The sequence below is a fragment of the Rhizomonospora bruguierae genome, assembly GCF_018397995.1.
Taxonomy (GTDB): domain Bacteria; phylum Actinomycetota; class Actinomycetes; order Mycobacteriales; family Micromonosporaceae; genus Rhizomonospora; species Rhizomonospora bruguierae.
Map to the genome: position 1 here is coordinate 59,684 of NZ_BBQH01000024.1, position 19,472 is coordinate 79,155.

11 protein-coding genes are annotated in these 19,472 nt (G+C 74.9%); 7 read left to right on the forward strand and 4 right to left on the reverse strand.

The window, feature by feature from the left end; all coding sequences use genetic code 11:
- From KJS59_RS13920 to KJS59_RS13945, 6 genes are read left to right on the forward strand one after another with little or no spacing between them, the layout of a single operon-like run.
- Positions 1-279: a phosphopantetheine-binding protein gene (locus KJS59_RS13920; RefSeq protein ID WP_213453290.1), complete on the forward strand. Its 279-nt coding sequence runs from the start codon at positions 1-3 to the stop codon at positions 277-279.
- Positions 276-6,647, forward strand: coding sequence for a non-ribosomal peptide synthetase (locus KJS59_RS13925; protein ID WP_213453291.1), 6,372 nt, complete (start codon positions 276-278; stop codon positions 6,645-6,647). Before KJS59_RS13920 ends, KJS59_RS13925 begins: the two co-directional genes overlap by 4 nt.
- Positions 6,647-8,938, forward strand: a complete 2,292-nt coding sequence (locus KJS59_RS13930) for a penicillin acylase family protein (RefSeq protein WP_213453292.1) — start codon at positions 6,647-6,649, stop codon at positions 8,936-8,938. Before KJS59_RS13925 ends, KJS59_RS13930 begins: the two co-directional genes overlap by 1 nt.
- Complete coding sequence (locus KJS59_RS13935; RefSeq protein WP_213453293.1) at positions 8,938-9,702, forward strand: thioesterase II family protein; 765 nt, start codon at positions 8,938-8,940, stop codon at positions 9,700-9,702. The genes KJS59_RS13930 and KJS59_RS13935 overlap by 1 nt, the downstream gene beginning before the upstream one ends.
- Positions 9,699-10,997, forward strand: a complete 1,299-nt coding sequence (locus tag KJS59_RS13940; protein ID WP_213453294.1) for an aminotransferase class I/II-fold pyridoxal phosphate-dependent enzyme — start codon at positions 9,699-9,701, stop codon at positions 10,995-10,997. Before KJS59_RS13935 ends, KJS59_RS13940 begins: the two co-directional genes overlap by 4 nt.
- Positions 10,994-12,565, forward strand: a complete 1,572-nt coding sequence (locus KJS59_RS13945) for an AMP-binding protein (protein WP_213453295.1) — start codon at positions 10,994-10,996, stop codon at positions 12,563-12,565. Before KJS59_RS13940 ends, KJS59_RS13945 begins: the two co-directional genes overlap by 4 nt.
- Here the strand turns inward: KJS59_RS13945 and KJS59_RS13950 are convergent.
- From KJS59_RS13950 to KJS59_RS13965, 4 genes are read right to left on the reverse strand one after another with little or no spacing between them, the layout of a single operon-like run.
- Entirely contained in the window at positions 12,553-13,284 is a 732-nt protein-coding gene (locus KJS59_RS13950; protein ID WP_213453296.1) for a thioesterase II family protein, read from the reverse strand. The two genes, KJS59_RS13945 and KJS59_RS13950, sit on opposite strands and share 13 nt — an antisense overlap.
- Positions 13,281-14,522 carry a cytochrome P450 gene (locus tag KJS59_RS13955; RefSeq protein ID WP_213453297.1) on the reverse strand — a complete coding sequence of 414 codons (1,242 nt, stop codon included), beginning with the start codon at positions 14,520-14,522 and terminating at the stop codon, positions 13,281-13,283. Before KJS59_RS13955 ends, KJS59_RS13950 begins: the two co-directional genes overlap by 4 nt.
- Positions 14,506-16,509, reverse strand: a complete 2,004-nt coding sequence (locus KJS59_RS13960) for an amino acid adenylation domain-containing protein (protein WP_213453298.1) — start codon at positions 16,507-16,509, stop codon at positions 14,506-14,508. The genes KJS59_RS13955 and KJS59_RS13960 overlap by 17 nt, the downstream gene beginning before the upstream one ends.
- Before the next feature lie 26 nt (positions 16,510-16,535).
- On the reverse strand, positions 16,536-17,351 hold the full coding sequence (locus tag KJS59_RS13965; protein ID WP_213453299.1) for a thioesterase II family protein: 816 nt from the start codon (positions 17,349-17,351) through the stop codon (positions 16,536-16,538).
- A 394-nt stretch (positions 17,352-17,745) separates the two neighbouring features.
- Between KJS59_RS13965 and KJS59_RS13970 the strand changes: the two genes are divergently transcribed.
- Positions 17,746-19,380, forward strand: coding sequence for a condensation domain-containing protein (locus KJS59_RS13970; RefSeq protein WP_213453300.1), 1,635 nt, complete (start codon positions 17,746-17,748; stop codon positions 19,378-19,380).
- The last annotated feature ends 92 nt before the right edge of the window (positions 19,381-19,472 follow it).

Sequence of the window (19,472 nt, forward strand, 5' to 3'; positions counted from 1 at the left end):
ATGACCGGGCCGAGCACCCCCACCGAGGAACTGGTCGCCCAGGTCTGGCGCGAACTGCTGGAACTGAACACCTTCGACCTCGACGAGGACTTCTTCGAACTGGGCGGCCACTCCATGGTCGCCGTCCAGGTCCTGTACGAGTTGGAGCAGCGCACCGGCATCCCGCTGGAGCTGGCCTCGTTCTTCGACCTGGCCACCGTGCCCCAGGTCGCCGCCGAGCTGGACCGGCTGCGCGCCCAGCAGCCCGGTCCGGCCACCGTGGCGGAGGGCGAGCTGTGAGCGGCGCCCGGGATCTGCTGCGCCGCCTCGACGAACTGGGCATCGGGCTCAGCCTCGCCGGCAACCGGATCCGCTACCGCAGCACCGACGGCCGGCTCACCCCGGAACTGCTCGCCGAGATGAAGGAGCGGCGGGACGACCTTGTCGGGCTGCTCGACCGGCGGGCCGCGCTGCGCTGGCCGCCGCACCGGGACGCCGCCCCCGGCGGCGAGCGCCGCGGGCCGCTGACCCGGGCGCAGCGCACGTTCTGGGCGACCGACCACTTCGTCGACGACGGCACCTACAACCTGGCCGGGGCGCTGCTGCTGCACGGGCCGCTCGACGAGGCCACGTTCACCGCGGCGGTGTCCGATGTGTACCGGCGGCATCCCGCGCTGCGCACCGTGTTCCCGGCCGAGCACGGCGAGCCGGTGCAGCGGGTGCTGCCGGTCGGCCTGGCGCCCACCGTGGAGCGCGTCGACCGCACCGGGCAGTCCCTCGACGCGTGCGTGGCCGAATGCGCCGAGCTGGCCGACCGGAAGCTGCCCCTCGCCGAGGCGCCGCCGGTGCGCATGCGCCTGATCCGGCTGGCCCCGGGGGAGCACCTGTTCTTCGTGGTCCTGCACCACATCGTGGCCGACGCCGTCGCCATCGGGCTGCTGCTGGCCGACCTGGCCGCGGGCTACCGCGGTTCCCGACTGGACACTTCGGACATTGATCTCATCGATGTCGCCGGCTGGGAACGGGACCGGCTCGCGTACGCGGATCTGGCCGCCGGTCGCCGCTACTGGCGGGACCGGCTCAGCGGCGCGGAACTCGGCGCCCTCCCGCTGCCCCCGCCGCTCGGGCCGGTGACCGACCGGCGCGGCGCCGCCTCCCGCCTCGACCTGGATCCGGCCACCGCCGCGGCGATCCGCGATCTCGTGGCCCAGCGCCGCGCCAGCATCTTCCTGGTGGTCGCGGCCGCCGCCGCCGCGGCGCTGTCCCGCCGGACCGGACGCGACGACCTCGTGGTCGGCATGCCGGCCGGCCGGCGCGACCGTCCCGGCCTGGAACGGCTGGTCGGCCCGCTGCTGGACATGGTGCCGGTCCGGCTCGACCTCGCCGGCGTGCCCACCTTCGCCGATCTGGTCGGCCGCACCCGGACCGCCGTGCTCGGCGCGCTCGCCCACGCCGAGGCGCTCGCCGACCTCCCGGCGGCCGGCCGCGACCTGTTCAACGTCACGCTCACCGACGCCGGGAGCACGCTGCCCGTGCCGTCGTTCCCCGGGCTGGCCGCCGAGCACGTCGAGGTGCCCCGCGTCGGCACCAAGTACGACCTGAACATCCTGGTCTGCGACGGTGCCACGATCACCCTGGAAGCCGAGTTCGACCGGGCCGCGATCGCCGAGACCGACGTGGCCGCCCTGCTCGGCACGGCCGCGGAGATCCTGGCCGCGGGCGCCGCGGACCCGTCCCGCCGGGTGGCCGACCTGGCCACCGCCGCGTTCGGCGACCCGGGCCGCGGCGCGATCGGCGCCGAACCGGCCTGGACGGTGACCCCGGACGACTCGCTGACCGGACGGCTGGCCCGGCTCGGCGCGACGCAGGGCGACCGGGTGGCGGTCAGCGACGGCGACAACCACCTCACCTACCGCGAGCTGGCCGAGCGGGTCGACCTCGTCGGCCGGGCGCTGCGGCTGCGCGGTGCCGGGCCGGGCCGGGTGGTCGCCGTCTCGCTGCCGCGCGGCCTCGACCTGGTCACGGCCATCCTTGGCGTGCTGGCCTCCGGCGCGGCCTGCGCGGTGCTCGACGACTCCTGGCCGCCGACCCGCCGCGAACGGGTGCTGGCCGACGCGGCCGCCCGCCAGGTGATCAGCGAGGCGGACGGCACCACGGTCGCCGACCTCACCCGCCTCGGCAGGGGCGCCCCGCCGTGCCCACCGGTGCGGGCCGGCGACACCGCGTACGTCATCTACACCTCCGGCTCCACCGGTCGGCCCAAGGGCGTGCACGTCACCCACCGCAACATGCTCAGCCTGCTGGCCGCCACCGGCGACGGCTTCGGCGTCGGCCCGGACGACGTCTGGACGCTGTTCCACTCCTGCTCCTTCGACGTCGCCATGTACGAGATGTTCGGCTGCCTGCTGCACGGCGGCCGGCTCGTCGTCGTGCCGAAGTGGCTGACCCGCGACCCGGAGGCGTTCGCCGCGCTGCTCGGCCGCGAGCAGGTCACCGTGCTGAGCCTGACCCCCTCGGCCATGTCGGTGCTGCTGCCCGAGGCGGCCCGCGACCCGAAGGCCCTCGACACCGTGCGGTACGTGCTGCTGGCCGGCGAGAAACTGGAGAACCGCCTCGCCGCCCGGTGGCACCGCGAGGTCGGCCGGGGCGAGCTGGTCAACCTGTACGGGATCACCGAGACCACCGTGCACGCCTCCTGGCTGCGGCTGCGGCCGGGCGCGCCGACCACCACCGAGTCCGATGTCGGCGTCCCGCTGCCCGGCACCTCGCTGTACCTGCTGCACGACGACGGCGCCGCGGTCGCCGACGGCTGCGTCGGCGAGATCTACGTGGGCGGCCCGCAGGTCAGCCTCGGGTACGTGGGCCGGCCGCGGGAGACCGCCACCCGGTTCGTGCCGGACCCGTTCAGTCGGCAGCCGGGCGCCCGGATGTACCGCTCGGGCGACCTGGGCCGGCGCACCGGCGACCGGCTCGCCTACCTGCACCGCCGCGACGCCCAGGTGCAGGTCAACGGCTTCCGGGTGGAGCTGCCCGAGATCGAGTCGGTGCTCGCCGCGCTGCCCGGGGTGGCCGCCGCGGCCGCCGCCGTCGCCACCGACGACATCGGGCACCGCGTGGTCGCCGCCGTGGTCGCCGAGCCCGGCGTGGCGCTGTCCACCGTGGACGTGCTGCGCGGGGCCGGCGCCGAACTGCCGAACTACATGCTGCCCCGGTCGATCGCGATCGTCCCGGCGCTGCCGCTGACCGTCAACGGCAAGCTCGACCGGGCCGCGGTCCTCCAAGCCGCCGGGACGGCCCCGGCCGCCCCGCGCCAGCCGGCCGGGGCAGCGGCGGGCTCGCCCGGCGCCGCCGTGCTGGTCGAGCTGTTCCGGCGGGTCCTCGACGATCCGGCGCTCGGCGCCGACGCGGACTTCTTCGAGGCCGGCGGCGACTCCATGCGGGCCATCCGCCTGGTGGCCCTGGCCCGCGACCACGGCCTGCACTTCAGCGCCCGCGAGGTGTACGCGGCGCCGCGCCCCGCCGCACTGGCCGCGCTCGCCGATTCAGCACCGCGTGCCGGCGTACCCGGCACAACCCTGCCGTTCGCCCTGCTGCCCGGCGCCGGGCCGGACGACTTCCCGGCCGGGGTGGTCGACGCCTACCCGATGACCGCCCTGCAAACCGGGATGCTCTACCACCAGGAACTCGCGCCGGACGCCCGCGTCTACCACATCGTGCTCAGCTACCGGGTCGACGGCCGGCTCGACCCGGCCGCGTTCCGCGCCGCCGCGCAGGCCGTCGTCGACGCCCATCCGGTGCTGCGCACCAGCCTCGACCTGGCCAGCCCGTGGGGTCCGGTGCAGCGGGTGCACGCCGGGCTGGAGACGCTGCCGCTGCGCATCGAGGATTTGCGCGGGCTGGACGGGACGGCGCGGGACGAACGGATCGCGCGGGCCGTCGCGGACGAGACGAGCGCCGACTTCCCGCTCGACCGGCCCGGCCTGTTCCGGCTCGTCGCGCTGGTCACCTCCGACGACGACTACCAGCTCGTCTTCAGCCACAACCACGTGATCCTGGACGGCTGGTCGGTCAACGTCTTCTTCGCCGACCTCAGTGCCCAGTACGCCGACCGGCTGGCCGGCGCGCCGCCGGCGCCGGTGCCCGTGCCCCGCACCGCGTTCGCCGACTACGTGGCGCTGGAGTTGGCGGCCGCGGACGACCCGACGCACCGGCAGTTCTGGCGCACCCAGACCTCGGCCGACGCGCCGCTGGTGGCGCCCGGCCGGGTCGGGCCGCCCACCATGCGGCAACTGCGCCGGGAGCTGCCCGGCCGCCTCGACGGGCTGCGCACGCTGGCCGGCCGGGTCGGCGTGCCGGTCAAGGCGCTGCTGTGTGCCGTACACCTGCGGGTGCTGGCCTGGCTCACCGGCGCCGACGACGTGGTCACCAGCATGGTCACCAACTGCCGGCCGGAGGGGCCGGACGCCGACCGGATCCTCGGGCTGTTCCTCAACCAGTTGCCGCTGCGCGCGTCGCTGGGCGGGCAGAGCTGGGTCGAGCTGGCCCGGTCGCTGCACGAGCGGGAGCGGCGGATGCTGGCCCACCGCTGGTACCCGGGCGCGCTGGTGCAACGCGACTTCGGGCCGCGGCCGATGTTCGACTCCGGGTTCAACTTCACCGATTACCACACCACCCAGCGGCTGGTCCGCGACGGCAGCGTGCGGTTCAGCGGCAGCGAGGAGCTGGAACAGACGCACTACGCGCTCAGCTCGGCGTACACCGTGGACGTGCGCACCGCCGAGCTGCGGCTGCTGCTGGAGTACGACTCGGCCGCGCTGGGCGGGCCGGTCGCCGAACTCGCCGCGCGGGCGCACGAGATGGCACTGACCGCGCTGCTGGCCGACGCGGACGCGAGCTGCCTGGCCGGGCGGTTGCCCGGTGTGCTGGACCTCGCCCGCGCCACCGCCTCGGCACCGGTCCCACCGGTTGCCGCCGGCCCGGCAGCCCCGGTCGACCCGGCGGCCCCCATCGCGACGACAGCCGAGGTCGACCCGGCGGGCGGCGCCGCCGACCCGGCGGTGGAGAAGCTGGTCCGCCAGGCGTGGGCGGAGGCGCTCGGCACCGAGGCGTCCGGCGCGAACGACAACTTCTTCGAGGTGGGCGGCGACTCGCTGGCCGCGATGCGGATGGTGGCGCGGCTGCGGGCGTCCCACCCGGGTCTCGGGATGGGTGCGTTCCTGGCCGAGCCGACCGTGGCCGCGCTCGTTTCCCTCCTTGCCGCGGGCACCCCGGCGGCCGCGGCGCAGACGCCGGCCGCGGACCGGCCCGAGCCGGCGCCGGAAGGCCCCGCGTCGGTGGTCGACCGGCCGCGGCGGTTCCCGCTCTCCCCGGCCCAGCTCCAGATGTGGTCCATCACGAACCGGCTGCCCGGCCTGCCGCTGTTCGCCATTCCCGGCGCCCTGCGGGCCGACGGTCCGCTCGACCCGGCGCTGCTGGAGCGCAGCCTCGCCCTGCTGGCCGGCCGGCACGACGCGCTGCGCACCCGGATGGAGGCCACCGACAGCGGACCGGTGCAGGTGGTCGAACCCGCCGCCGACCTGCCCCTGGAATACGTGGACCTGGTCGGCGGCGACGACCCGGTGGCCGAGGCCGAGCGGCGGATGGCGGCCGCGGTGCGCGACCCGATCGCGGTGGACCGGGCGCCGATGCTGCGCGCCATCGCGTACCGGGTGGCCGCGGACCGGCACCTGCTCTACCTCACCATCCACCACATGGTCTGCGACGGCTGGTCGCTGTCCCTGCTGCTGGCCGACGCCGCCCGCATCTACCGCGCCCTCGAGGCCGGCGGGGACGTCCCGCCGGTCCCGCCCGGACCGGGCGCGGCGGAGCTGGTCGCGGCGGCGGACGCCTGGCGGGGATCGGCCGAGGCGAAGCGCCAGCGGGCGTACTGGACCGAGCGCCTCGCACCACCCTGGCCGGCCCTCGCCGCCGGGCCGGGCAGCCGCTTCCCGGCCGGCCGACCCGTCTCGCCGATCGAGCGGTTGCGGTCGCGGACCTGCCGCTGCACCCTGGACGCCGCCACCACCTCGGCGCTGCGCGCGGCGGCCCGCCGGCGCGGGATCACCGACTTCATGGCGGTCACCACCGCGTACGCGATGACGTTGCACTCGTGGAGCGGCCAGTCCGACATGCGGATCGGCACCATCCTGGCCAACCGCGCCCGGCCCGGTGTCGAGGAGGTGGTCGGCCTGGTCGCCAACAGCGCGGTGCTGCGGGTGGCCGCCGCCGACGCCGGCCGGGACGAGCTGGCGGCCCGGGTGCGGGCGGCCTGCGAGGGCGCCTACGCCAACCAGGAGCTGGCGTTCGAGGATGTGCTCGAGGCGCTGAACGACGGCTACCCGGCCGAGCTGCGCGACCCGCCGCTGTTCGAGGTCATGCTGGTCATGCAGGAGGAGATCCGGGTGACCGACCCGGCCGAGGGCCTGCGCTTCGCCCCGTACCGGGCGAAGACCGACGTGCTCGGCGCGCCGGTCGCGGTGACCACCTGCGAGTTCCTGCTCAACGTCGTGCCCTGGGACGGCGAGCTGCTGCTCAGCCTCCAGTACCGGCCCGCGGTCACCGACCGGGCCACCGCGGTGGCGCTGCTCGACGACGTGGCCGCCGCACTGACCGCGCTGGCGGTCGGCTGATGGCCTGCCCCGAACACCGCCTCCGGTACGGCCGGTTGTGGCGGCTGCCCACGGTCCGGATGCTCGGTCTGGCGGCGGCCGCGGCGCTGGTCGGCGCCGCGGCCGCGGCCGTGCTCCTGCCGCCCATGGCCGCGGTGGCCGTGCTGCTGGTCGGCGCGGCCGGGAGCGGCGCCTGCGCGTGGCTGCGCCGGGCGGGCCTCACCATGGAGATCCGGCTGATCCGCGCGCTGGTCGCGGCCGCGCACGGCTGCCCCGGCGAGGTGGCGGTCGCCGGGCTGACCGGCCCGGTCGACGCGCGGGTCCGCTCCGACGGCGTCACCGAGATCGAGGCCGGGTCGTGGGCGGACGCGATCCGGGCGCTGGGCCACGCGATGGGCCGCGACCGCGGTTTCCAGCTCGACATTCTGCGCCGTTCGGCGGGCGGACGGCTCGCCCAGGTCTGGGGCAGGGCCGCGCTGCCCGCCGATCGGCGGTACCGGGCGCTCGCCCTCGCCCCCGCCGCGACCCGGGCCGCCGACGCCCTCGAACCACCCGAGCGGGAACTGCTCGACGCGTTCGCCGCGGGCGTCAACGCGGCCTGGGAGCAGCACGGACCGCCGTACGAGTGCCGGTTCCTCGGCTACCGCCCGGCCCGGTGGAAGCCCGCGGACAGCCTGCTGGTCGCGCTGCTGATGTACCACTCGCTGAGCTGGAACGAGCCGGCCAAGCGCGCCGAGGCGGTCACCCGGGCCGCCCTGCCGCCGCGGCTGGCGGACTTCCTCCTGCCCGGTGCCGACGACGTCCCGCTGCCGGCCGGGCTGGCCGGCCTGCGCGCCGCCGAACCCGCGGACGGGCTGGTCCTGGTCGACCGCGGCGTCGCCGGATCCAACGGCTGGGTCCGCGACGGGGTGCTCGCCGGCGACCTGCACCTGCCCCTGGCCATGCCGAACTCGCTGTACGAGGTGGACCTGCGCTGGCCCGGCGGCCGGGTGCGCGGGCTCGCCGCGGCCGGCCTGCCGGTCGTCCTGACCGGCACCAACGGCCGGCTCAGCTGGACCGTGACCAACCTCGGCGCCGACGTGCTCGACTTGCCCCCGGCGACCGGTCGGCGGGAGACCCGCACCGAGCGCATCCGGGTGCGCGGCCGCGAGGACGTGCTGCTGGAGACCGAGCGGGCCGGCGCGCTGCCGGTCTCGGCGCGTCCACTGCTGGGGGAGCGGGTGGCGTTGCGCTGGGCCGGCTACGACCCGCGCAGCCTCGACCTGAAGCTCCAGCGGCTGGCCGGGGCGGCCACCGTCGCCGAGGGCGTGGCCATCCTCGACGACGCCCAGGGCATCGCGCTGAACGTGCTGCTCACCGACGCCGCGGGCCGCATCGCCCACCTGGCCACCGGCCTGCTCCCGCGCCGCGACGGCGGCTTCCTGCCCGGCGCCGAACGGCCCCGGCTGTTCGACCCGGCCGAGGGGTTCCTGGTCTCCGCCAACGACGCCGCGCTGCCCGAGGACGCCACCCCGATCCTGTACGACCCCGATCCCGGCTACCGGGCGCGGCGGCTGCGCAAGCTGATGGCCGACGCGCCCGCCACCGGCCCGGCGATGCGCGAACTCCAGCACGACCTGGACGCCGAGGCGTACGCCACCTACCGGGACCTGGCCGTCGCCGCGCTGCGCGGCCGCGACGACCAGCTTGCCGACCTGCTCGCCGGCTGGGATGGCACCGCCGCCGGGTCGCGCGCTTTCGGCATGCTGGTCGCGCTGCGGCAGATCCTCGCCCAGCAGGTGCTCGGGCCCTACCTGACCGCCTGCCGCGAGCACGACCCCGGCTACACCTATCCGTTCCAGATGGTCGACCGCCCGCTGCTGGCCATCCTGCGCCGCCGCGACCCCGCGCTGCTGCCGCGCGCCGCCGAGCCCGGTGGGTGGGACGCGTTCATGGCCGCGGCCGCCGCCCGGGCCGCCGACGCGCGGTGGGAGAACGCCGTCGGGCTACGGCACCCCATGGAGTCCCTGGCGCCCTGGGCGGCCGCCCTGATCGGGGTGGCGCCCCGCCCGCAGCCGGGTGCGCTGCACGCCGTGCGCACCTGCGTCCCCGGGTTCGGCTCGGCCGGCCGCGCCGTCTTCACCACCGGCCCGGACGGGTACGCGGCCGTCGACCTGCCCGGCGGGCAGTCCGGTCACCCGCTCAGCCCGCACTTCACCGACCGCCACGAGGAATGGTCCGAGGCGCCGCCGCAGGCCCGGCGCCCGCCGCGGGCCCGGTGCGGCTACGTGCTGCGGCCGGCGCCGGCGGGCCATCGAGGAAAGGCAGCGTGATGAAGAACCCGTGGTTTCCGTTCGGCACCCGGCCCGACGCGCCGGTGCGGCTGCTGACCCTCCCGCACGCCGGCGCCGGGGCCTCGGTGTTCCGCACCTGGGGCCGGGGCCTGCCCGAGCCGATCGGTGTCGTGCCGGTGCAGCCGCCGGGCCGGGAGCGACGCTACGGCGACCCGCCGTTCACCCGGGTCGGCCCGCTGGTGACGGAGCTGGCCGCGGCGATCACCGCCGAGCTGGCCACGCCGTACGCCATCCTGGGGCACAGCACCGGCGCGCTGTGCGCCTTCGAGGTCACCCGTGAGCTGCTGCGCCGCGGCGGCCCGCCGCCGGTGCACCTGTTCGTCTGCGGCCGGCCCGCGCCGCACTTCCCGCGCGAGCGCAGCGACCTGGGCCGGCTGCCGGTGCCCGAGCTGGCCGCGTTCCTGCGGCAGCTGGAGGGCACCCCCGAGGCGATCCTCAACGATCCCGGTCTCCTCGAACGGATGCGGCCGATCCTGGCCGCCGACTTCGACGTCAACGAGTGCTACACCTTCGCCCCCGGCGACGACACCCCCCTCGACATTCCGATCACCGCGTTCGCCGGCCGCACCGACCCGGTCGCCGTCGCCGGACCGATGGCCGCCTGGGAGCGGCACACCACCGCCGGCTTCCGGCTGCACCTGCTCGACGGCGGCCACTTCGCGATCTTCGACCGGGTGGCGGAGGTGCACGCCGGGATCGTTGATGGGCTGCGGGACCTGACGACGGTGGAGGCGCGGCCGTGATCCTCTCCGGTGTGGGGACGAAGATGGCCAGCCCGTCCGGGCTGCGCAGCATCATGGAGGACATCGCCACCACCACCGCGGCCGCCGCCCCGGGCGAGCGCTTCCTCAACCTGGGCATCGGCAACCCGGCGTACATCCCGGAGGTGGCCGAGACCTGGCGGCGGCTGACCGCGGCGGCCCTGGCCACCGACTTCGGCGAGGCGAGCTGCCGGTACGGGCCGTCGCGCGGCAGCCGGGAACTGGTCGGCGCCGTGGTGCGCTACCTCGGCGAGCACCTCGGCTGGGACATCGGCCCGCGAAACGTGGTGGTCGGCCCCGGCAGCCAGATGCTCTGCTTCATCGCCGCGGCCATGTTCACCGGCGCCGGCGCGCCCCGCCCGGCCGGCCTGGTGCTGCCGATGTCGCCCGACTACACCGGATACCAGGGACTCACGCTCGCCGCCGGCCAGGTCACCGGCGTCGAGGCGGCGCTGCGCCGGGGCACCGACCGGTCCTTCACCTACGAGTTCGACTTCGACGCGCTGCGCCGCCGCACCGACCTCGGGCTGCTCATGCTGTCCACACCGAGCAACCCGACCGGTCGCAGCCTGACCGCCGCCGAACTGGACCAGCTGATCGACGTCGCCGCGTCCCGGGACGTGCCGCTGCTGGTGGACAACGCGTACGGGGAACCGTTCCCCGGCATCGGCGAGGACGCGCTCCCACCCCGCCGGCACGACAACGTCATCAACTGCTTCACGCTGTCGAAGGCCGGCCTGCCCGGTGAACGCATCGGCTTCGCGGTCGGGCCCGAGCGCTACATCGCGCCGATGGTGTCGTTCCTGGCCAACTCGGCGCTGCACGCGCCGCAACTGATGCAGGCGGCGGTGGCGGTGGCGCTGTCGTCCGGGGCGATGGACGAGCTGGTGTCCACCGCGATCCGGCCGTTCTACGCGCAGCGCCGCAAGGTCGTCGAGAAGATGCTGTTCGGGAAGCTGCCGGCCGGCATCGACTGGCGGCTGCACGCCGGCCAGGGCGGGATGTTCTGCTGGCTGTGGATCGACCAGCCGTGGTTCGACGACCTGGTGTTCTACGAGGCGCTCAAGCGCGAGGGCGTGTTCGTCGTCCCGGGCCGGCACTTCTTCACCGACCCGACCGGCGCCGGCGGGTTCGGCCGGCACGCCCGGCAGTGCTTCCGGCTGAGCATCAGCGCCGACCTGGCCGCGCTGTCCGACGGGATCGGCCGGATCGCGCGGGTACTGGACGAGATGAGCCACGGCGGCCCGGCGCCCGCCCGCACAAGGGAGACGGTATGACCGCGAGCCGCGCGGAACCGGTGGACACCGGGCAGGTCATTCACCTTGCCGTGCTCGGGCACGCGGCCGCCCGACCGGACGCGCCCGCGCTGGCCGCCGCCGGTCAACCGCCGATCAGCTACGGCGACCTGGCGGCGGCGGCGCGAACGTACGCCGTCGAGCTGACCCGGCGCGGTGTGCGGTCCGGCCAGGTGGTGCCGCTGCTGCTGCCGCGCTCACCCCAACTGGCCGCCGTCGAACTCGCGGTGCTGATGTGCGGTGCCGCCTACGCCAACCTGGACGTCCGCTGGCCGGCCGAGCGCCACACCGCCGTACTCGACATGATCGCCCCCGATCTCGTGGTCGCGCGCGAACCGGCCCCGGCGGGCGCCTGCTGGGTACTGGCGCCCGAGGATCCGCGCGAGGCCGCCGCCCGCGCGACCGCGTTCGCACCGGTGGTCGTGGACGCCACCGCGCCGGCCACGGTGTTCTTCACCTCCGGCACCACCGGCCTGCCCAAGGGCGTGGTGATCCCGCACCGGGCGGTCAGCCGGCTCTTCGGCCCGTCCGGGCTGCCCGGCTTCGGCCCCGGCCACGTGACCCCGCAGGCCGCGCCCGCGCCCTGGGACATGTACGCGTTCGAGCTGTGGGGCCAGCTGACCAGCGGCGGCTGCTCGGCCCTGGTGGCCGAGGACCACCTGCTGCCGGAGCGGCTCGCCGGGCTGATCCGCGACGCCGGCGTGGACACGCTGTGGCTGACCACCTCGCTGTTCAACCTGTTCGTCGACGAGGACGTGGACTGCTTCACCGGCCTGCGCGTCGTGCTGACCGGCGGCGAACGGCTCTCCCCGACACACGTCCGCGCGTTCCTCGACGCGCACCCCGGTATTCCGTTGCGCAACGGGTACGGCCCGGCCGAGAACTGCATGCTCACCACCACCCGGCTGATCCGCCGCGAGGACTGCGACCTGCCCGGCGGCATCCCGGTCGGCACCGACGTCCCCGGGACGAGGGTGCTGCTGCTCGGCGAGGACGGCCAGCGCTGCCCGCCCGACGTGCCCGGCGAGATCTGCATCGCCGGTCGCGGGCTGGCGCTGGGCTACCTCGGCGCACCGGAGCTGACCGCGGAGAAGTTCCCCACGGTCGAGGTCGACGGACGACCGGTCCGCATCTACCGCACCGGTGACATCGGTGTCGTCGACCGGGGTGGGGTGCTGCACTTTCGCGGCCGGCGGGACCGGCAGATCAAGCTGGGCGGCCACCGGATCGAGCTGGGCGAGATCGAGGTGACCGCGCGGCGGCTGGCCGGCGTGCGTGACTGCGTCGCCCTGCCGTTGACCGGGGCCGACGGCGCGGTCGCCCGGCTCGCGCTGTGCTACACCCGCGACGGAGCGGCGAAAGACCCGGCCGAGGTACGCGCGCAACTCGCCGCCCGGCTCCCGGCCTACCTCGTGCCCGCCGTGGTGCGCGCGCTCGACCAGTTCCCGGTGACCGCCAACGGCAAGGTCGACGCGCGGGAGCTGGAGCGGCTCGCGCGCCGGCCGGCCCGGTCGAACCGCCCGGCGCGCGCGGCCGCTCAAGCCGGGTAGTCGCGGATCGTGGTCAGCAGGTCGATCAGGGGCGGGGGTGCTTCGGTGAAGCTCAGGTGGCGGCCCGCGAGCACGGTGAACGTGGTCTCGCCGCAGGCCGTCCACCCGCCCATCTGCGCCGGCGTGACCTCGGTGTCCCCGGTCCAGCCGATGGCGGTGATCGGGCACGGCACCCGGGGTGGGTCGGGGCGCACGTACCGGCGGTTGACCTCTACGTCGGCCCGCAGCACCTCGGTGTAGAGCTCGACAAAGTCGTGCTGGGGGACGCCGCCCAGGTTCCGGATCATCGTGGTCATCTCGGCCGCGAGCTCGGTGTCGTCCATGGCGAGCATCCGGGCGTACGGGCCGTCCTGCGGCGCCACCTGGGAGGAGAGAAAGAGGCGGGCCGGGGCGGGCCCGGACGCCAGCTCGACGGTCGCCTCGTACGCGACGTTGGCCGACCAGCAGTGGCCGAAGAAGGCGTACGGCACGTCGAGCCAGGGGCGCAGCCCGTCGGCCAACCCCTTGGCCAGCTCCTGGTACGTCTCGGCCGGGGGTTCCGCGAAGCGCGACTCGTGACCGGGCAGCTCGACCGGCAGGAACTCGACGCCGTCGCGCTCGTGCGGCCAGCCCCGGTAGATGCTGGCACCGGTGCCCGAGTAGGGGATGCAGAAGACCCGGGCGGTCGCGGCCGGGGACGGCGGGCGGGCGAGCCAGGGATTGCGCACGGGCCCGGTCATGCCGCCGCCCTCGGCTTGGCCGTGATCGGCAGGTGCTTGTAGCCGGAGATGAAGTTCGAGTGCATCCGCGCCGGGGCGCCGGCCGGCTCGAAGTCGGTGAACCCGGACAGCAACTCGTCGAACAGGAGCCGCAGGGTGACCCGGGCCAGGGTGTGCCCGACGCAGTAGTGCGGCCCGATCCCGAACGCGAGGTGCCGGTTGGGCTTGCGGTGCAGCAGGAACCGGTCGGGGTCGGGGAACACCTCGGCGTCCCGGTTGGCCGAGCCGAACCAGACGACCACCGCGTCGCCGGCCCTGATCGGGGTGTCCCGGATCGTCACGTCCCGGGTGGCGTAGCGCATGAAGTAGCTGACCGGCGATGCCAGTCGCAGCGCCTCCTCGACGCCCGAGGCGGTGGCGCCCGGATCGGCCGCCCACCGGTCGAGCAGCCCGTCGCCGAGGTGCTCGGCCAGCACGTAGTTGGGCGAGTGGGGCGTGGTGACCGAGGCGCCCAGCAGCACGCTGTAGCAGTTGGACAGCACCTCGCCGGCCGACATGGCCCGCCCGTCGACCTCGGTCGTGATCAGCACGCTGATCAGGTCGTCCCCGGGCCGGCGCCGGCGGTCGTAGGAGATGTCCTGGAAGTAGGCGAACAGCTCCCGGTGCGCGGCCTCCAGGGTGGCCCGCGGACCGTCCGGGTCGCGGTACTCGGGGTCGTCGGGCGCGGTCGAGGCGTTGAGCAGCCGGACCAGCCGGGGCCAGTCGGCGCGGGGCAGGCCCATGGCGGTGCCGCCGACCGCGACCGGCAGGGTGAGCATGGCCTGGGCGAAGTCGAGTTCGCCGGCGCCGAGCGGGGCGATGACCTCGCGGACCAGGCCGCGGATCAGCTCGGTCTGCCGCTCGACCGACTTGATGGTCAGGGCCTTCTGGAGCCGGGCGCGCATGGCCGTGTGCCGGGGCGGGTCGGTCACCGGGATCTGCCGCCCGCCGGCCGGGTCCTGCTCGCCGAGGGTGAACAGCATCGTCCCGCGCTCCGAGGTGAACGTGTCGGGGTCGCGCAGCACCCGGTCGGCGTCGTGGTAGCGCACCACCGACCAGAAGCCGGACCGCCCGTCCACGTCCTGCCAGGCCAGCGTGTCCCGCCCGCGCAGCTCGGCCCAGACGGCGCGGTAGTCGCCGGTGCTGAACAGCACCGGGTCGGCGAGCCCGGCCGCGCCGTGGCTGACCGGGCAACCCGAGGGGCTATCGGACGACGGCATGCTCGGCCTCCTCCCGTACGTCGGTGGTCGCGCCCTGTTTACGCAGCTCGCCGGCCAGGTCGGCGATGGTCGGCCGCAGGTAGAGGGTGCGGGCCGGCAGGCGCACGGCGAACTCGTCCTGCACCGCCGTGAGCAACTCGGCCGCCATCAGCGAGTGCCCGCCGAGGTCGAAGAAGTTGTCGGTCACGCCGACCGGCGCCACGTCCAGGGTCTCGCTCCAGATGGTGGCGAGCCGCGACTCGACGCCGTCGGCCGGCGCGACGTACTCGTTCCACACGTTGCGCGGGATGCGGGCGGCGGGCAGGGCCGACCGGTCCACCTTGCCGTTCGGGTTGAGCGGGATGTCGGCCAGCACGATGACCGCCCACGGCACCAGATGGGCGGGCAGCGTCGCGCTCAGCCGGGCGCGCAGGTCGACGCCGAACGCCGGCCACTCGGCGCGATCCATCGTGCCGACCGCCGCGTACGCCATCAGCCGCACGTCGCCCGCCCCGTCGGTGTAGGTCAGCGCGGCCGCCTGCTCGACCCCGGGCTGGCACAGCAGCTCGTTCTCGACCGTGCTCGGCTCGACCCGGTAGCCCCGGATCTTGACCTGGCGGTCGGAGCGGCCGAGGAAGTCCAGGTCGCCGCCGTCCCAGCGGGCCAGGTCGCCGGTGCGGTACATCCGCCCGCCGGGCCGGTCGGCGGCCGGGTCGGCCACGAAACGGACCGCGGTGGCGCCCGGCTTGTTGAGGTAACCGGTGGCCACACCGTCGCCGCCGACCCACAGCTCACCGGTCTCGCCGGGGCCGACCGTCCGGAGCGCGTCGTCCAGCACGACCGCGGTCGACCCCGCGATCGGCACCCCGATCGGCACCCGCGGGCCGTCGCCGGGCCCGGTGGTCGTCCAGCACGTGCTGAACGTGGTGTTCTCGGTCGGGCCGTAGCCGTTGGTGAAGAGCAGGTGCGGGTGCGCCGCCAGCACCCGGCGCACGTGTTCGGGCGAGAGCACGTCGCCGCCGGCCAGCAGGTGGCGCAGGCCGCCCAGTCCGGGCAGCTGGTGGGTGACCATCTTGTGGAACAGGCCGGTGGTCAGCCAGAGGACGCTCACCCCCTCGGCCCCGATCAGATCGGTCAGCTCGGCCAGGTCGAGATGCCCGGCCGGGGCCAGCGCGAGCCGGCAGCCGTGCACCAGCGGCGTCCAGATCTCCCAGGTGGAGACGTCGAAGCCGACCCGGGTGAGCTGGAGGAAGACGTCGTCGTCGCGGACCTCCATAAAGGATAGATGGGTGATCAGGCGGTGCACCGCGCGGTGCGGCACGACGACACCCTTGGGCTCGCCGGTCGACCCTGAGGTGTAACAGACGTACGCCGGGGTGTCCGGTCCCGGTGGCAGGGGTGCCTCGCCGCCGGCCGGTGGCGGGTCCTCGGCCGGCTGGTCGAGCAGAAGCACCCGGGGCACGTCGGGGATCAGCGCCCGGTCGACGGCGACCGCGAAGCCGACCCGCGCGTCGTGGCCGACCCGGGACCGCTGCTCGGCCGGCTCGGCCGGGTCCAGGTAGAGGTAGGCGCCGCCGGCCTTGAGGACCGCGGTCAGCGTGACGATCAGCTCGGGGGAGCGGGGCAGGACCACGGCGACCGGCGCGCCGCCGCCGACACCGGCCGCCCGGAGTCGGGCCGCGAGAACGTCGGCGGCGGCGTTCAGCTCGCGATAGGAGAGCGTGCGGCCGTGATCGCTGACCGCGATCCGGTCGGGGGTGCGTGCGGCCTGGTCGGCGACGAGCTGGTGGATGCACGGCGGTCCCGAGCCGGCGCCGCTGCGGGCGCCGAGCGGGCGCAGGTCGGTCCACACCCGTTCGACCTCGCTCAGGCAGTCGTGCCGGGCGGCCGGACCGTGCGCGACCCGCCAACCGGCCGGCACCGGCCAGGCGGCCGGCCACAGCGAGTACTGCTCGTTGTCGTTGACCAGGACCAGGAAGGTCCCGGCGGGATCGTCGAACGGATTCACCGGCTCAGCTCCTCGGGTCGGGGCGGTCAGGTGGTCAGGTCGGCCGCGATCAGGTCGAGCATCCGGCGCTCGCCCTCGGGGGAGAGCAGGTGGTCGCCGGGCAGGGCGTCGAGGCGGAAGCCGGCCCTGGTCTCGACGGCCCACGGCCGCATCCGCTCGGGCGACGATTCCGGGTCATCGAGGCCGGCGAAGGCATGGATCGGCACGTCCACCGGGTCGTCGGCCGGGTACTCGTGCACCGACAGCAGGGTCAGGTCGGCCCGCATCGTCGGGACCAGCAGGTCGAGCAGGTCCTCGTCGATGAGCACCTCGGCCGGGGTGGCGCCCATCGAGCGCATGTAGTCGACGATCTTCTCGTCCGGCTCGGTCCAGGGCAGCGGGGCGTTCAGGCTGGGGGCGGTGCAGCTGGCCACGCCGAGCAGCCGGGGCAGGGGTCGGCCCCGGTCGCGGAGCACCCGGGTCAGCTCCAGGGCCACCTTGGCGCCCATGCTGATCCCGGCGAAGGCGTACGGCTCGGGGCCGGCCAGCAGCGGGGCGAGCCCGTCGGCAAGGGCGTCGACCAGGGGTGCCATCCGGTCGTAGGCCGGTTCGGCCAGGCGGCCCTCCCGGCCGGGTAACTGGACCGCGTACGGGTCGACGGACGGCGGCAGCCGGACCGGCCAGTCGCGGAACATCGAGGCGCCGCCGCCCGCGTACGGGAAGCAGAAGAGCCGGATCCCGGGGCCGGAACCGGGCCGCAGGCGCCGCGCCCAGCGGCCTGCCGTGAGCGTGGGCAGCGACCGTGCCGGTGGCTTGTTCAAGGGGGAGTCGGCGGCGTTTCCGGGCTCCGTCCGGTCGGCCATGCTGCGTGTTCTCCGTCCGAGGCGACCAGCTGTTCCATAGCCGTTCAGTGCACATCGGAGCATGTGAGACGGGGTCTCATGTGGGCGGGCCAGCAGCACGACCACATGGCCAAGATAGACGATCGAAGATCGAGCGACAACCGGGTGGAGCCCGGGGGTGGCCGGCGACCGGGCGCCCGCGAAGCCGCCGCAACGGAACCGTCGACGTCGATGACCCGTTCCCCGGGGGACGCCAACTGTGGCACGATGAGTGACCACGTGGATCTATTGGTGAAGGCGAAATCTCCCTATGGCGGGGCCCCATGCCATCCCGGCGCCGTCGGCGATCGCAGCTCGTCCGCGCGCCGTGTGAGAGGTGATTACGATCGACACCCGTACCTCGACCGACCGTCCGGTGACGACGGTTCCGGCGGCGCCGGACCCCTCGCTGGAGGCGAGCGTCCGCGAGGTCTGGACCGAGGTCCTGGGCATCCCGGACATCGACGCGACAACGCCGTTCTTCGAGGCGGGCGGGAACTCGCTCACCGCCATGCGGGTGGTCGGCCGGCTCCACGCCCGCCACGGCACCATGTCGTTGCGCGCGTTCATGTCCCATCCCACCATCGCCGGCCTGGCGAGGGTCCTGGCCGGCGCCGCAGCCCCGGCGGGAGCGGCCGCCGCACCGGCGCCGCCCGCCGCGGCATCGCCGGTATCCGGGGCCGCGGCCCGCTACCCGCTCTCCCGCGCGCAACGCCAGATGTGGGAGATCGCCAATCGCCTGCCCGAGGTCGGCTTGTTCATCGTGGCGAGCGCGCTGCGCGTCGACGGGCCGCTCGATCTCGCCGTTCTCGAGCGGGTCTTCGCGGAGTTGGTGACCCGGCACGAGGCGCTGCGTACCCGGTTTGAGGATGTCGGCGAGGGTCCCGTGCAGGTGGTGGAACCGCACGTGGAGGTCACCGTCGAGGTCGAGGACCACACGGCCGACCGGGACCCGGTCCGCAGCTGTGAGAGGCGCATGGCCGTCGCGGGGCGGGAGGCGTTGCCGCTGGACCGGGCGCCGCTCATGCGCGTCGTGGTGCACCGGATCGCCGCCGACCGGCACGTGTTCTTCCTGAGCATGCACCACATCGTGTGCGACGGTCAGTCGCTCACGCTGCTGGAGTCCGAAGCCATCCGACTCTACCGGGAGATCGCCGCCAACGGTGCCCGCACGCCCCGGCCGGTTCCGCTCGGCAGTGGGCGGCTCGCTGAGCAGCGCGCCGAATGGCTCACCACCGGCGCGGCGGCGCGGCAGCGGGCGTTCTGGCTCGACCGGCTCGCCCCGCCGTTCTCGAGGCTCGCTGACGGCCCCGGCAGCCGCTTCGCCGAACTGGGCACCGCGTCGTTCGCGCGGCGCATGCGGTCGGCGGCGACCAGCGCGAAGCTCTCGGCCGACGACGCGCGCACGGTCAGCGCCGCGGCCCACCGACACGGCATGACCGACTTCATGCTCGTGCTCGGGGCGTACGCCGCGACGCTGCGGGCGTGGAGCGGCCAAAGCGACATCCGCGTCGCCACCAACCTCGCCAATCGCGCCGCACCGGGCATGGACGAGGTCGTGGGACTCCTCACCAACACCACCGTCCTGCGCATGTCGCTGACCGACACCGACCCGGTCGCGGTCAGCCGGCAGGCCCGCGAGGTCTGCATCGACGCGTTCGAAAACCAGGAACTGCCGTTCGAGGAGGTGCTCGCCGCGCTCCAGGACCGGCATCCGGGTGCGGGCGCGGTCTTCGACGCGATGCTCGTCGCCCAGAACGAGATCGACGCCGTGACGCCGGCCGACGGCCTCGTGTTCGCGCCCTACCAGTCCGACCGCAACGTGCTCGGTGCCCAGGTCGTGGCGACCGCGTGCGACTTCGTCCTGACCGTCGTGACCGTCGAGGGCGAACTGCGGTTCGAGCTGCGCTACAAGAGCGCAACCACGTCCGAGGGGCTGGCCGCCGAGTTGCTCGACGCGATCACCACCGCGGTCCGGGCCACCGCGGCGGCCCTGATCGAGGCGGCGTGACACCGACGGCTTCCGTCTGACCGGCCCGGCGTGATCGCGCTGTCCGGCGCGGTTCGCGTCGATCCGGCGGCGGAACCTGCGGCGGTGGCGGG